This window comes from Actibacterium naphthalenivorans (genome assembly GCF_014196965.1).
Taxonomy (GTDB): domain Bacteria; phylum Pseudomonadota; class Alphaproteobacteria; order Rhodobacterales; family Rhodobacteraceae; genus Actibacterium_A; species Actibacterium_A naphthalenivorans.
The window spans coordinates 1,253,986-1,267,117 of sequence record NZ_JACIEQ010000001.1 but is presented as its reverse complement, the minus strand read 5'-3'; the positions used below and the strand labels follow the sequence as shown (position 1 = coordinate 1,267,117).

Here is a 13,132-nt window from a genome sequence, read left to right as displayed (position 1 = left end):
GCATGGACGTCACAGCCGCCGCCCAGGCCGCCGCCCCACGGTCGGCCAAACCCTCCGACCCCGCGCCGGTGAATTCGGATTTCGAGACCTTCCTGAAAATGCTGACCACGCAGATGCAAAATCAGGATCCGCTCAATCCGGTCGAATCCTCCGATTTCGCGGTGCAGCTCGCCACGTTTTCCGGGGTCGAGCAGCAGGTCCGCACCAATGATCTTCTGTCGGCGCTCACATCGCAGCTCGGCGCGGGCGGCATCGCCGACCTCGCCGGCTGGGTCGGGATGGAGGCGCGCAGCACCGCCCCCGCGCTGTTCCGGGGGCAGCCGGTTTCGATCGCGCCCCGGCCCGACAGTGGCGCCGACGCGGCCCAGCTTGTGGTGCTGGATGAGCAGGGGGCCGAGGTGCAGCGGCTTGCGCTTTCGGTTTCGGAGGATGCCTATCTCTGGGCCGGAACCGACGCCGCCGGAATTCCGCTGCCCGACGGGCTCTACCGGTTCGAGGTTGAAAGCTTCGCGGGGGGCGAGCTTCTGGGCCGCAGTCCGGCCGAGGTCTACAGCACAGTGGCGGAGGCCCGCATCGCCGATGGCAAGACCGCCCTCGTGCTCGATAGCGGCGTATCCGTGGCCGCCGGCGACGTGACCGCGCTTCGCGCGCCTAGCTGACCGCCAGCGCCACCAGCGCCGCCAGCCCCGCGCCAAGGCCCATCCAGCCAAGGCGCTGCGGCCAGGGGTTTGCCGGCGGCGCTTCGGGCGGCATATCCTGCTGCACCAGTGCCGCTTCGGCCAGTTTGGGCAGTTTCGGGCCGAACCGGGCCAGCACCTGAACCGTGCGCGTCAGATCCCGCAGAAATGCCTTGGGGCCGACATTTTCCTTGATATAGGCCTCGACGATCGGCCGCGCGACTTCCCAGATGTTCATGTGCGGGTCGAGCGAGCGGGCCACGCCCTCGACCACCACCATGGTCCGCTGCAGCAGAATCAGCTCGGTTCGCGTCTGCATCCCGAACCGCTCGGTCACCTCGAACAGATAGCTCAGCAGCCGCCCCATCGAAATATGCGAGGCGTCCATGCCGAAGATCGGATCGCCCACCGCCCGCAGCGCGCGCGAGAATTCATCCACATCCATCTCGGCCGGCACATATCCGGCCTCGAAATGCACCTCGGCGACCCGGCGGTAATCCTGCCGGATCATGCCGAACAGGATCTCGGCATAGACCCGGCGGGTATATTCGTCGATCCGGCCCATGATGCCGAAATCGTAGCAGATGATCGCGCCATCTGCGCCCACCTTCAGGTTTCCCTGATGCATGTCCGCGTGAAAGAACCCGTCGCGCAGCGCATGGTGCAGAAACAGCTGCAGCACGCGCTTGGCCAGCGCCTGCCGGTCGTGCCCGGCCGCGTCGATCGCGTCATTGTCGCCCAGCGGCACGCCTTCGGCCCAGCCAAGGGTCATGACCCGACGGCTGGACAGGCCCCAATAGGCGCGGGGCACGCGAAACCCTTCGTCGTTCCGGGTGTTGGCGGCGAATTCAGACGCGGCCGAGGATTCCAGCCGCAGATCCAGCTCGCCCGACACGATGCCCTCGAAATGCTCGACCACATCGCTGGGGCGCAGACGGCGCGAAAACGGGATGAACCGCTCGATGATGGTCGCGGCCAGATGAAACGCCTCGATATCGGTGCGGAACGCCTTTTCGATCTTCGGGCGCAGCACCTTCACGGCGACCTCTTCGCCGGTATCGGCGATGCGGGCCCTGTGCACCTGCGCGATCGACGCCGCCGCGACCGGGGCGCTGAATTCGCTGAACACCTGATCGACGGGCAGGCCCAGATCTTCTTCGATCATCTTCATGGCGACGTCGTTGGGAAAGGGCGGCAGCTTGTCCTGCAGCACCCGAAGCTGCACGGCCAGCTCGTCGCCCACCAGATCGGGCCGGGTCGAAAGGATCTGCCCGAATTTGATATAGGCCGGGCCAAGCGCGGTCAGTGCGCGGGTGGCGGGGGGCAGCGCCGGGTCGCCCCGAAAGCCCAGCGGCTTGAACGGCCAGCCCAGAACCCGTGCCAGAATCCGCACCTCGCGCGGGGCCTCCAGCGCCTCCAGCACCACGCCCATGGCGCCGCTGCGCTCCAGCGTGGCGCCGGTGCGGATCAGCCGCCAGATGTTGTGAGGCCCGCGCACCTAGAGCTTCCAGCCGGAATGCAGGGCGGCGACGCCCATGCTCAGGTTGCGGTATTTGACATTGCCGAATCCGGCCGCGCGGATCATTCGCGCGAAGGTTTCCTGATCGGGGAATTTGCGGATCGACTCCACCAGATACTGATAGCTTTCACGGTCATTCGCCACGACCTGCCCCATCGCCGGGATCACGTTGAACGAATACCTGTCATAGGCCCATTGCATCGCCGGATTGGGCAGCTGGCTGAACTCCAGCACCATCAGCCGCCCGCCGGGGCGCAGCACCCGGTAGGCCTCCGACAGGGCATCGGGCACGCGGGTGACGTTCCGGATGCCGAAAGAGATTGTGTAGACGTCAAAGCTGTTGTCGGCAAAGGGCAGGGCCATGGCATCGCCCACCACCCAGTCCAGGCTGCCGGCCATCTGCTCGGCCTCGGCGCGCTGGCGGCCCTCGACCAGCATCTGCTCTGTCATGTCCAGCACCACGGCCGACGCCCCCGGCGCGCGTTTGAGAAAGCGGAAGGCCACATCGCCGGTGCCGCCGGCCACATCCAGCAGGCGCTGGCCGGGGCGGGGCGCCAGCCAATCCATCATCGCGTCTTTCCAGACCCGGTGGATGCCCATCGACATCAGGTCATTCATCACGTCATAGCGCGATGCGACGCGGGTAAAGACGCCATGCACCATCCCCGCCTTTTCGCCCTCCGGCACGGTTTGATAGCCGAAATGCGTGGTTTTCTGATCGTCGTCGGTCATGGGGGCCTTGCCGTCTGTCAAAACTCCCCCTCCTTATAGAGCGCCAACCGGGCGTTACAATGCGCCCAACGCCACAGGAGCCGCCGATGCCCGAATTGCCAGAGGTCGAGACGGTGCGCCGCGGGCTGGCCCCCGTGATGGAGGGGCAGGTGATCGCGCGCGCCGCCGTCAACCGCCCCGATCTGCGCTGGCCGTTCCCGCCGCGCATGGCCGAGCGGCTGGCCGGCGCGCGGGTCGATCGGCTGCGGCGACGGTCGAAATACATCCTGGCGGATCTGTCGACCGGCGAAACGCTGATCATCCATCTGGGCATGTCCGGGCGGATGCTGGTGTCGGGCGACACACAGGGACTGTTCCACCATGATCATCCCATCGCGCAGAAGCATGACCATGTGGTGCTCGAACTGGAAAACGGCGCCCGCATCACCTTCAACGATGCCCGCCGCTTCGGCGCGATGGATCTTGCCGCCACCGATGGGGTCGAGGCGCACCGGCTGCTGGCCGGGCTGGGGCCCGAACCGCTGGGCAATGCGTTCAGCGAGGATTATCTGATCGCCCGGCTGAAGGGCCGGATGACGCCGGTGAAATCCGCGCTTCTTGATCAGCGCATCGTCGCGGGCCTGGGCAATATCTATGTCTGCGAGGCACTGCACCGCGCCGGCATATCGCCCCGGCGCAAGGCCGGGCAGCTCTCGGCGCAGCGCGTGGCGCGCCTTGTGCCGGTGATCCGCGATGTGCTGCACGATGCCATCGCCGCGGGCGGCTCCAGCCTGCGCGATCATCGTCAGACCGATGGCGAGCTTGGGTATTTCCAGCACAGCTTTGCCGCCTACGGGCGCGAGGGCCTGCCCTGCGTCACCCCCGGCTGCACCGGCACGATCGCCCGAATCGCCCAGTCGGGACGGTCGACTTTCTACTGCGCGCAATGCCAAAGATAGCTTGAACACCGGCGGCAGGGTGCTAAGGAATCGTCTTCGAACCCAAAGGGAGGCGCCCCCGCCATGGCCTACAAGACGCTGATCGTAGATATCGAAGAGCATGTAGCCCTGATCAGGCTGAACCGGCCCGACGCGCTGAACGCGCTGAACTCCGAATTGCTGGCCGAATTGGCCGAGGCCGTCACCCAGGCGGGTGCGAATGACAAGGTGCGTTGCATTGTCCTGACCGGCTCGGAAAAGGCATTCGCGGCCGGCGCCGACATCAAGGAGATGAGCGAAAAGAACTTCGTTGACGCCTTCGCCGGCGATCTTTTCACCGATGAGACCGAGGCGCTGCTGCGTTGCCGCAAGCCGATCATCGCGGCGGTGGCCGGCTATGCGCTGGGCGGCGGCTGCGAACTGGCGATGATGTGCGATTTCATCATCGCCGCCGACACCGCGAAATTCGGCCAGCCCGAGATCAACCTCGGCGTGGTCGCCGGTATCGGCGGCACCCAGCGGCTGACCCGTTTCGTCGGCAAGTCCAAGTCGATGGAGATGCACCTGACCGGCCGCTTCATGGATGCGGAAGAGGCAGAGCGTTCGGGCCTCGTGTCGCGCATCGTGCCGGCCAAGAAGCTGGTGGAAGAGGCGATGGCCGCCGCCCACAAGATCGCCGAGAAATCGGCGATCACCACGATGGTGGTGAAAGAGGCCGTCAACCGCAGCTATGAAACCACGCTGCGCGAAGGCATTCTGTTCGAGCGCCGCGTGTTCCATTCGCTTTTCGCCACCGAGGATCAGAAAGAAGGCATGTCGGCCTTCCTGGAAAAGCGCGAGCCGCAATTCCGCGACAAGTAGCATCCGCGCTTTTCGGGTTTCCTTGCGGCGCATTTTCCCGTATAGGCCGCCGTTACATGCGCGTGATGCCCGCTCTGGCAAGAATCGACCGGTTCCAATACCCGGGTCGGGCTTTGTTGCGCTCTGAACTCTCAACAGCCCGAAAGTGGGAACAGAACAATGGCCAATTCGCCCCAAGCAAAGAAACGCGCGCGCCAGAACGAGCGCCGCTTCGACGTCAACAAAGCGCGCCGCTCGCGCATCCGCACCTTCCTGCGCAAAGTGGAAGAGGCAATCGCCTCCGGCGACAAGGAAGCGGCAACCGCCGCCCTGCGTCAGGCCCAGCCCGAGCTGATGCGCGGCGTGACCCGTGGTGTTCTTCACAAAAACACCGTGTCGCGCAAAATTTCCCGTCTGTCGGCCCGGGTCAAAGCCCTCGGCGCCTGAGTCGCGACCAATATCTGAACGTCGTTCAAGGGCGCGCCTCCGGGTCGCGCCCTTTTTCGTTTCTGATCGATTGTTGCATTTTTTCCCGCCCTGCGCCCGCACATAAACAGCTTTTTGGATTCGGCCCGACAATCCCGAGGTCAAGCGCGAAGATCGGTTGCGCCGGCTTCCCTTCACTTGATAGCTTCAGACCTGCGATTCACATCGTCTTGGGGGGACATGACGTGAGCCGCACCGTGCTTCCATAATCCGGGCCCCGCTGCATTAGGGCTTTTGGCGAAGCAAGGTGTGCTCTCTGGTTGTCGGACGGACTGCAAAGTGGGGCTTTGCATCCATACGTGGCCAGTATGACCTGTGTGAAAAACGGCCTGCGCCGTGATCATGCAGATCGGCATGTCCAATAAATAAGACCGCGGAATGCGGGGTTCGAGGGCTGGTGCCAGTATATCCGCCACTGTCTTGGCAGTGGAGGGTCGGGATTTGTCTGCGGACCTGAATTCATGCGATCGGGCGGAAAGCCGGCTGCTGCACTCGCCAGCGGCCCGTTCGATGCCATCCCTCCGGACGACAGCGTTTCACAGACGGGCATGCAAACCGGCGGGGGATCCGCGGTGCGCACTGGCCCGGATACGATTGGGCACAGATGCTGGAGCGGGCAGGGACAATGAACGACGAAAAATGGGGACTGGCGTGCAGGGATATTCAGAAATCAATCGGCGAGAACAACTTCGCCACCTGGATCAAACCTCTCAAGTTTCAGGAGCTGCACAATGGCGTCGCCCATTTCAACGTTCCCACGAGTTTTGTGGCGGATTGGGTCTCGCGCAATTTCGGCGATGAAATCCTGCACCATCTGACCCGTGGCGGCGCGACGGTCGACCGCCTGCAATTCAGCGTTGACCAGCGTGGTGCAGGTGTGCCCGCGTCGAAGCCGGATCTGCCGGCCACCAGCGCCGCGGCGCCCCGTTCCGCCGTCCCCGCCCGATCCGAGGGCGAGCTTCTGGGCGCTCCGATCGATTCCCGCTTTACCTTCGACAGTTTCGTTGTCGGCAAGCCGAACGAACTGGCCCATGCCGCCGCGCGCCGCGTGGGCGAGGGCAGCCCGGTGACGTTCAACCCGCTGTTTCTCTATGGCGGTGTCGGCCTCGGCAAAACCCACCTGATGCATGCCATCGCGCACGAGCTGCGCACCCGGTCGCCGCATCTGCGCGTGGTCTACCTGTCGGCCGAGCAATTCATGTACCGTTTCGTGCAGGCGCTGCGCGAACGGGATACGATGGGCTTCAAGGAGCTTTTCCGCTCGGTCGATGTGCTGATGGTCGATGATGTGCAGTTCATCGCCGGCAAGGACAGCACGCAGGAAGAGTTCTTCCACACGTTCAACGCGCTGGTGGATCAGAACAAGCAGATCATCATTTCCGCCGACCGTGCCCCGGGCGAGATCAAGGATCTCGAGGAGCGGATCAAATCCCGCCTGCAATGCGGCCTCGTGGTGGATCTTCACCCCACCGATTACGAACTGCGCCTTGGCGTTCTGCAGCAGAAGGTCGAGCTTTACCGCAAGCAATATCCCGGCCTCGTGCTGTCGCCGGGCGTGCTGGAGTTTCTGGCCCATCGCATTTCCACCAATGTGCGTGTGCTCGAGGGGGCGCTGACCCGGCTGTTCGCCTTCGCCTCTCTGGTGGGGCGCGAGATCACGCTGGATCTGGCGCAGGATTGTCTGGCCGATATTCTGCGCGCGTCGGACCGCAAGGTGACGATCGAGGAGATCCAGCGCCGCGTCGGCGAGCATTTCAACGTCCGCCTGTCGGATCTGATCGGGCCCAAGCGTACCCGCACCATCGCCCGGCCGCGTCAGATGGCGATGTATCTGGCCAAACAGCTGACCTCGCGTTCGCTGCCCGAGATCGGGCGCCGCTTTGGCGGGCGTGACCACACCACCGTGATGCACGCGGTCAAGCGCATCGACGAACTGCGCGCCCATGACAATCAGATCGCCGAAGACCTGGAACTTCTGCGCCGCATGCTGGAAGCATAGGCCATTCGGGGGCGTCTGGCCTTGACGCCCCCTTTAAACCATCCGACAGTCAAAAAAGTCTTGAGCCAGAGGGGGAAACGGTTAGTTTCTCACTCCCGGTGGCATGAGGAGCGAGGCAATGAAATTCAGCATCGAACGCGGGACGCTATTGAAGGCGGTCGGGCAGGCGCAATCGGTTGTTGAGCGTCGCAACACCATCCCGATCCTCGCCAATGTGCTGATCGAGGCAGAGGGCGAAGCCGTCAGTTTCCGCGCCACCGATCTGGACATCGAAGTGGTCGACAAGGCGCTGGCCCAGGTCGAACGTGCCGGTGCCACGACGGTCTCTGCCGTGACCCTGCATGAGATCGTGCGCAAGCTGCCCGACGGCGCGCTTGTCAGCCTGACCGACGACGGCGCCTCGGGGCGGCTGACGGTCGAGGCCGGGCGCTCCAACTTCTCGCTGGCGACCCTGCCGAGGGAAGATTTCCCGGTGATGGCCTCATCGGAATACAGCTCCAACTTCTCGGCCCCGGCGCCGGTGCTGCGGCGGCTGTTCGACAAGTCGAAATTCGCGATTTCCACCGAAGAGACGCGCTATTACCTCAATGGCGTCTATATGCATGTGGCCGACGGCGAGGGCGGCAAGGTGCTGCGCTGCGTGGCGACCGATGGCCACCGCCTTGCCCGGATCGACGCGCCGCTGCCCGAAGGGGCCGAAACCATGCCCGGCGTGATCGTGCCGCGCAAGACCGTAGGCGAGCTGCGCAAGTTGCTGGATGATGACGATGTGACCATCGCGGTGTCCGTGTCGGAGACCAAAGTGCGGTTTGCCACGCCCGACATCACCCTGACCTCGAAGGTCATCGACGGCACCTTCCCCGATTACACCCGCGTGATCCCGCAGGGCAACAACCGCAGGCTGGAAGTGGACGCGGCCGAATTTGCCCGGGCGGTGGACCGTGTGGCGACGGTATCGTCGGAACGGTCGCGCGCGGTGAAGCTGGCGCTGGACGAGGACCGGCTGATTCTCTCGGTCAACGCGCCGGACGCGGGCGCCGCGGAAGAGGAGCTGGCCGTGGCCTATGCCGACGAGCGGCTGGAGATCGGGTTCAACGCCAAATACCTGCTGGAGATCGCCAGCCAGGTGGATCGCGAGAATGCGGTGTTCCTGTTCAACTCGGCCGGCGACCCGACCCTGATGCGCGAGGGCAATGATACATCGGCGGTCTATGTCGTGATGCCGATGCGCGTTTAACTTTCTTGCCTCCGGCGGGGATACTTGTTGAAAGATGAAGGGCACCCCATGCCCGGCCTTGCCCTGACCCGTCTGACCCTGTCGCATTTCCGGTCGCACAAGGCGGCGGCGCTGTCGGTGGACGGGCGGCCGGTGGCGATCTACGGACCCAACGGGGCGGGCAAGACCAATATTCTGGAGGCGATTTCGCTGTTGTCTCCCGGTCGCGGGTTGCGCCGGGCGGCGGCGGAGGAGATCGCCCGCCAGCCCGAGGCGCTGGGCTGGAAGATCACCGCGCAGCTGCACAGCCTGCATCAGACCCATGAGGTGGAGACCTGGGCCGAGTCCGGCGCCGCGCGTTCGGTCAGGATCGACGGCAAGGCCGCGGCGCAAGCTGCGCTGGGCCGGATCGCGCGGGTGTTGTGGCTGGTGCCGTCGATGGACCGCCTGTGGATCGAGGGGGCCGAGGGGCGGCGGCGGTTTCTGGACCGCATGACCCTGAGCTTCGAGCCAGGTCATGGCGAGGTGACACTGACCTATGAAAAAGCGATGCGCGAGCGCAACCGGCTGTTGAAGGATCAGGTGCGCGACGCGGCGTGGTACGGGGCGCTGGAGGCGCAGATGGCCAGGGCCGGGGCGGCGATTCAGCGAAACCGGAGCACGGCGCTGGCGCGGATCGCGGCGGCGCAGGAGGGGGCGGAAACCGCCTTTCCGGTGGCGGCGCTGGCTATCCCGGGGCCGGAGGGCGCGGATGTGCCTGCCGGGGAAGAGGCGCTGGCCGCCGCCTTTTCGGATGGCCGCGCGCGGGATCTCTCTGCCGGGCGCACCCTGACCGGGCCGCATCGCGCGGATCTGGAGGCGGTGTATGCCGCCAAGGGCGTGGCCGCGCGGCAATGTTCCACCGGCGAGCAGAAGGCGCTTTTGATTTCGCTGATTCTGGCCAATGCTCGTGCGCTGGCCGAGGATTTCGGGGCGCCGCCGCTGTTGCTGCTGGATGAGGTCGCGGCGCATCTGGACGGCGCGCGCCGTGCCGCGCTTTATGACGAGATCTGTGCATTGGGCGCGCAGGCCTGGATGACCGGCACCGGGCCGGAGCTGTTCGACGCGCTGGCCGATCGGGCGCAATATTTCGAAGTGACCGAGGAGGGCGGCACCAGCCGCATCGAGGAAAGGACAGCCCCATGATCCCGCAGCGCGTGACGCTGATCACCCTTGGCGTGGATGATCTTGAGCGGTCAAAGGCGTTTTACGCCGCCCTGGGCTGGGTGCCCGCGCAGGCGCAGGAGGGCGTGCTGTTCTATCAGATGAACGGCATGGCGCTGGGCCTGTTCGGTCGCGCCGCGCTGGCCGCCGATCAGGGCCGGCCCGATGCCGCGCTGGGCACCGGCGCCATGACGCTGGCGCAGAATTTCACGACGCGGGAAGAGGTGGATGCCGCCTTTGCCGCCGCGCTGGCCGCCGGGGCCGCGCCGCTGAAGGCGCCGGAGGCGGTGTTCTGGGGCGGCTATTCGGGCTATTACGCCGATCCCGACGGCCATGTGTGGGAGGTTGCGATGAACCCGTTCTGGCCGCTGAGCGAGGACGGCAGCCTGACCCTGCCGGAGGCGCCATGACCGTCACCGCCACCGACCTCGCGCTTTACGCCGGGGCGCTTGTCATCCTGTTCTTCACCCCCGGCCCGGTCTGGGTGGCGCTGACCGCGCGGGCGCTTTCGGGCGGGTTTCCCGCCGCCTGGCCGCTGGCGCTGGGGGTGGTGATCGGCGATGCGCTCTGGCCGCTTCTGGCGATCTTCGGAGTAAGCTGGATCGTCTCTGTCTTTGCCGGATTCATGACCGTGCTGCGCTTTGTCGCCTCGGGCGTGTTCCTGTTGATGGGGATCGTTCTGATCCGCAACGCCGACAAATCCATCGCCACCGACAGCCGCCTGACGCGGCCCGGCATGTGGGCGGGGTTTCTGGCCGGGCTCGCGGTGATTCTGGGCAATCCCAAGGCGATCCTGTTCTACATGGGCGTGCTGCCGGGGTTTTTCGATCTGACCACGATAACCGGGCCGGACATGGCCGCGATCGTCGCAATTTCGATGCTGGTGCCCTTTGCCGGCAACCTGTGTTTCGCCCTGTTCGTCGATCGTGCGCGGCGGCTTTTGGCCTCGCCGGGCGCGCTGCGGCGGACCAATGTCATCGCCGGATCGCTGCTGATCCTTGTCGGGCTTGTTATTCCCTTCACATGACACCAAATCTTGTGTGTCACGCGTGACATCCCCCCCAGAATTTCGTATAAAATGACAAAAATACGAAGGAAGCTCTGCATGGCGGAAAACGCCCCCGCGCCCGAAGAATACGGCGCCGATTCCATCAAGGTTCTCAAAGGGTTGGAGGCCGTCCGCAAACGCCCCGGCATGTATATCGGGGATACGGACGACGGCTCTGGCCTGCACCACATGGTGTATGAGGTCGTCGATAACGGTATCGACGAGGCGCTGGCCGGCCATGCCGATGCGGTGAATGTGAAGATTCACGCCGACAGTTCCGTTTCGGTTCATGACAACGGCCGCGGCATTCCCGTCGGCCTGCATGAGGAAGAGGGCGTTTCGGCGGCCGAGGTCATCATGACCCAGCTTCATGCCGGCGGGAAGTTCGATCAGAACTCCTACAAGGTCTCGGGCGGCTTGCACGGGGTCGGCGTTTCGGTGGTGAACGCGCTTTCCGATTGGCTGGAGCTGCGGATCTGGCGCGATGGCAAGGAGCATTTCGCCCGGTTCGAGCATGGTGATACGGTCGAGCATCTGCGGGTGGTCGGCGATGCCGACGGCCGCAAGGGCACCGAGGTGCGGTTCATGGCCTCGACCGATACGTTTTCCAATCTCGAGTACAGTTTCAAGACGCTGGAGCACCGGCTGCGCGAGCTGGCGTTCCTGAATTCGGGTGTGCGGATCATCCTGGAGGATGAACGCCCCGTCGAGCCGCTGAAGACCGAGCTTTTCTACGAGGGCGGCGTGCAGGAATTCGTCCGCTATCTGGATCGCTCCAAGGTGCCGGTCATGCCTGATCCGATCTTCATGACCGGCGAGAAGGACGGCATCGGCGTCGAGGTGGCGATGTGGTGGAACGACAGCTACCATGAAAACGTGCTGCCCTTTACCAACAACATCCCGCAGCGCGATGGCGGCACCCATCTGGCGGGCTTTCGCGGCGCGCTGACCCGGACGATCAACGCCTATGCCCAGAGCAGCGGCATCGCCAAGAAGGAAAAGGTCAACTTCACCGGCGACGATGCGCGCGAGGGGCTGACCTGCGTGTTGTCGGTCAAGGTGCCCGATCCCAAGTTCAGCAGCCAGACCAAGGACAAGCTCGTCAGTTCCGAGGTGCGGCCCGCGGTCGAGGGGCTGGTGAACGAAAAGCTCTCTGAATGGTTCGAGGAACACCCCGCCGAGGCGCGCCAGATCGTCGGCAAGATCGTCGAGGCGGCGCTGGCCCGCGAGGCCGCCCGCAAGGCGCGCGAGCTGACCCGGCGCAAGACGGCGATGGATGTCGCCAGCCTGCCCGGCAAGCTGGCCGATTGCCAGGAGAAGGACCCCGCCCTGTCAGAGCTGTTCCTGGTCGAGGGTGACAGCGCCGGCGGTTCGGCCAAACAGGGCCGGTCGCGCCACAATCAGGCGGTTCTGCCCCTGCGCGGCAAGATCCTGAACGTGGAGCGCGCCCGGTTCGACAGGATGCTGAGCAGCCAGGAGATCGGCACGCTGATCACCGCGCTCGGCACCGGCATCGGGCGGGACGAGTTCGACATCTCCAAGCTGCGCTACCACAAGATCGTCATCATGACCGACGCCGACGTGGACGGCGCGCATATCCGCACCCTGCTGCTGACCTTCTTCTTCCGGCAGATGCCCGAGTTGATCGAGGGGGGCTATCTCTATATCGCGCAGCCGCCGCTCTACAAGGTCAGCCGGGGCCGGTCCGAGGTGTATCTCAAGGACCAGCTCGCGCTCGAGGATTACCTGATCCAGATGGGGGTCGAGGGGGCGCTGCTCCGGCTTGCCGGCGGCGAGGAGATCGCCGGGGCCGATCTGGCCCGCGTCGTCGAAGGCGCGCGCGCCTTCCGCCGGGTGCTCGACGCCTTCCCGACCCATTATCCGCGCCACATCCTGGAACAGGCCGCGCTGGCCGGCGCCTTTGACGCGGGCCGCGCCGACAGCGATCTGCAGCAGGTCGCCGATACGGTGGCCAAGCGGCTCGATCTGGTGGCGGTGGAATATGAGCGCGGCTGGAACGGCCGCATCACGCAGGATCACGGCATCCGCCTGACCCGCGTGCTGCGCGGGGTCGAGGAGGTCCGCTCGCTCGACGGTGCGGTGTTGCGCTCGGGCGAGGCGCGGCGGCTGTCCGACGCCTCCAGACCCACGCGCGATCACTATACCGATCCGGCGCATCTGGTCCGCAAGGACCGCGAGCAGGTGATCTACGGCCCCACCGACCTGCTGAACGCGATCCTGACCGAAGGCGAAAAGGGCCTGTCGCTGCAGCGCTACAAGGGGCTGGGAGAGATGAACCCCGACCAGCTGTGGGAAACCACGCTGGACCCGGAGGCGCGCACATTGCTGCAGGTCCGGGTCGAGGATATGGCCGACGCCGACGATATCTTCACCAAGCTGATGGGCGATGTCGTCGAACCCCGGCGGGAGTTCATCCAGATCAACGCGCTGAATGTGGAAAATCTGGATTTCTGACCGGCGCGGCGGACCGCAAG

At 65.1% G+C, this 13,132-nt stretch carries 12 protein-coding genes; 10 read left to right on the top strand and 2 right to left on the bottom strand.

Annotated elements, in window-relative coordinates:
* Positions 1 to 2 precede the first annotated feature (2 nt).
* Positions 3 to 659 carry a flagellar hook capping FlgD N-terminal domain-containing protein gene (locus tag GGR17_RS06280; RefSeq protein WP_054537667.1) on the top strand — a complete coding sequence of 219 codons (657 nt, stop codon included), beginning with the start codon at positions 3 to 5 and terminating at the stop codon, positions 657 to 659.
* Here the strand turns inward: GGR17_RS06280 and ubiB are convergent.
* A complete protein-coding gene (gene ubiB / locus GGR17_RS06275; RefSeq protein WP_054537668.1) occupies positions 652 to 2,175 on the bottom strand; it encodes a 2-polyprenylphenol 6-hydroxylase in 1,524 nt (507 codons plus the stop codon). The genes GGR17_RS06280 and ubiB overlap by 8 nt on opposite strands.
* On the bottom strand, positions 2,176 to 2,928 hold the full coding sequence (ubiE, locus tag GGR17_RS06270) for a bifunctional demethylmenaquinone methyltransferase/2-methoxy-6-polyprenyl-1,4-benzoquinol methylase UbiE (protein WP_054540267.1): 753 nt from the start codon (positions 2,926 to 2,928) through the stop codon (positions 2,176 to 2,178). It lies immediately after the preceding gene.
* Positions 2,929 to 3,014: 86 nt separating this feature from the next.
* Here ubiE and mutM point away from each other — a divergent pair, with 86 nt between their 5' ends.
* From mutM to gyrB, 9 genes are all read left to right on the top strand, one after another.
* Complete coding sequence (gene mutM / locus GGR17_RS06265) at positions 3,015 to 3,866, top strand: bifunctional DNA-formamidopyrimidine glycosylase/DNA-(apurinic or apyrimidinic site) lyase (RefSeq protein ID WP_054537669.1); 852 nt, start codon at positions 3,015 to 3,017, stop codon at positions 3,864 to 3,866.
* 63 nt (positions 3,867 to 3,929) lie between these two features.
* Positions 3,930 to 4,706, top strand: coding sequence for an enoyl-CoA hydratase (locus tag GGR17_RS06260; protein ID WP_054537670.1), 777 nt, complete (start codon positions 3,930 to 3,932; stop codon positions 4,704 to 4,706).
* A 159-nt stretch (positions 4,707 to 4,865) separates the two neighbouring features.
* Positions 4,866 to 5,132 (top strand): 30S ribosomal protein S20, encoded by a 267-nt coding sequence (gene rpsT, locus GGR17_RS06255; RefSeq protein ID WP_037203562.1) that lies wholly within the window; start codon positions 4,866 to 4,868, stop codon positions 5,130 to 5,132.
* 664 nt (positions 5,133 to 5,796) lie between these two features.
* On the top strand, positions 5,797 to 7,170 hold the full coding sequence (dnaA, locus tag GGR17_RS06250; protein WP_054537671.1) for a chromosomal replication initiator protein DnaA: 1,374 nt from the start codon (positions 5,797 to 5,799) through the stop codon (positions 7,168 to 7,170).
* 118 nt (positions 7,171 to 7,288) lie between these two features.
* Positions 7,289 to 8,407 (top strand): DNA polymerase III subunit beta, encoded by a 1,119-nt coding sequence (gene dnaN, locus GGR17_RS06245; protein WP_054537672.1) that lies wholly within the window; start codon positions 7,289 to 7,291, stop codon positions 8,405 to 8,407.
* Between the two features lie 48 nt (positions 8,408 to 8,455).
* A complete protein-coding gene (recF, locus tag GGR17_RS06240) occupies positions 8,456 to 9,571 on the top strand; it encodes a DNA replication/repair protein RecF (protein ID WP_054537673.1) in 1,116 nt (371 codons plus the stop codon).
* Positions 9,568 to 9,999, top strand: coding sequence for a VOC family protein (locus tag GGR17_RS06235; RefSeq protein WP_054537674.1), 432 nt, complete (start codon positions 9,568 to 9,570; stop codon positions 9,997 to 9,999). Before recF ends, GGR17_RS06235 begins: the two co-directional genes overlap by 4 nt.
* Positions 9,996 to 10,616: a LysE family translocator gene (locus GGR17_RS06230; RefSeq protein ID WP_054537675.1), complete on the top strand. Its 621-nt coding sequence runs from the start codon at positions 9,996 to 9,998 to the stop codon at positions 10,614 to 10,616. Before GGR17_RS06235 ends, GGR17_RS06230 begins: the two co-directional genes overlap by 4 nt.
* A 78-nt stretch (positions 10,617 to 10,694) precedes the next feature.
* Positions 10,695 to 13,112, top strand: a complete 2,418-nt coding sequence (gene gyrB / locus GGR17_RS06225; RefSeq protein ID WP_054537676.1) for a DNA topoisomerase (ATP-hydrolyzing) subunit B — start codon at positions 10,695 to 10,697, stop codon at positions 13,110 to 13,112.
* Positions 13,113 to 13,132 lie beyond the last annotated feature (20 nt).

What these genes read in the sequence shown, in the direction of transcription:
- gyrB (WP_054537676.1), top strand. Translation starts at nt 10,695, where the DNA reads ATGGCGGAAAACGCCCCCGCGCCCGAAGAATACGGCGCCGATTCCATC.
- GGR17_RS06260 (WP_054537670.1), top strand. Translation starts at nt 3,930, where the DNA reads ATGGCCTACAAGACGCTGATCGTAGATATCGAAGAGCATGTAGCCCTG.
- dnaN (WP_054537672.1), top strand. Translation starts at nt 7,289, where the DNA reads ATGAAATTCAGCATCGAACGCGGGACGCTATTGAAGGCGGTCGGGCAG.
- mutM (WP_054537669.1), top strand. Translation starts at nt 3,015, where the DNA reads ATGCCCGAATTGCCAGAGGTCGAGACGGTGCGCCGCGGGCTGGCCCCC.
- dnaA (WP_054537671.1), top strand. Translation starts at nt 5,797, where the DNA reads ATGAACGACGAAAAATGGGGACTGGCGTGCAGGGATATTCAGAAATCA.
- GGR17_RS06235 (WP_054537674.1), top strand. Translation starts at nt 9,568, where the DNA reads ATGATCCCGCAGCGCGTGACGCTGATCACCCTTGGCGTGGATGATCTT.
- ubiE (WP_054540267.1), bottom strand. Translation starts at nt 2,928, where the DNA reads ATGACCGACGACGATCAGAAAACCACGCATTTCGGCTATCAAACCGTG.
- rpsT (WP_037203562.1), top strand. Translation starts at nt 4,866, where the DNA reads ATGGCCAATTCGCCCCAAGCAAAGAAACGCGCGCGCCAGAACGAGCGC.
- GGR17_RS06280 (WP_054537667.1), top strand. Translation starts at nt 3, where the DNA reads ATGGACGTCACAGCCGCCGCCCAGGCCGCCGCCCCACGGTCGGCCAAA.
- recF (WP_054537673.1), top strand. Translation starts at nt 8,456, where the DNA reads ATGCCCGGCCTTGCCCTGACCCGTCTGACCCTGTCGCATTTCCGGTCG.
- GGR17_RS06230 (WP_054537675.1), top strand. Translation starts at nt 9,996, where the DNA reads ATGACCGTCACCGCCACCGACCTCGCGCTTTACGCCGGGGCGCTTGTC.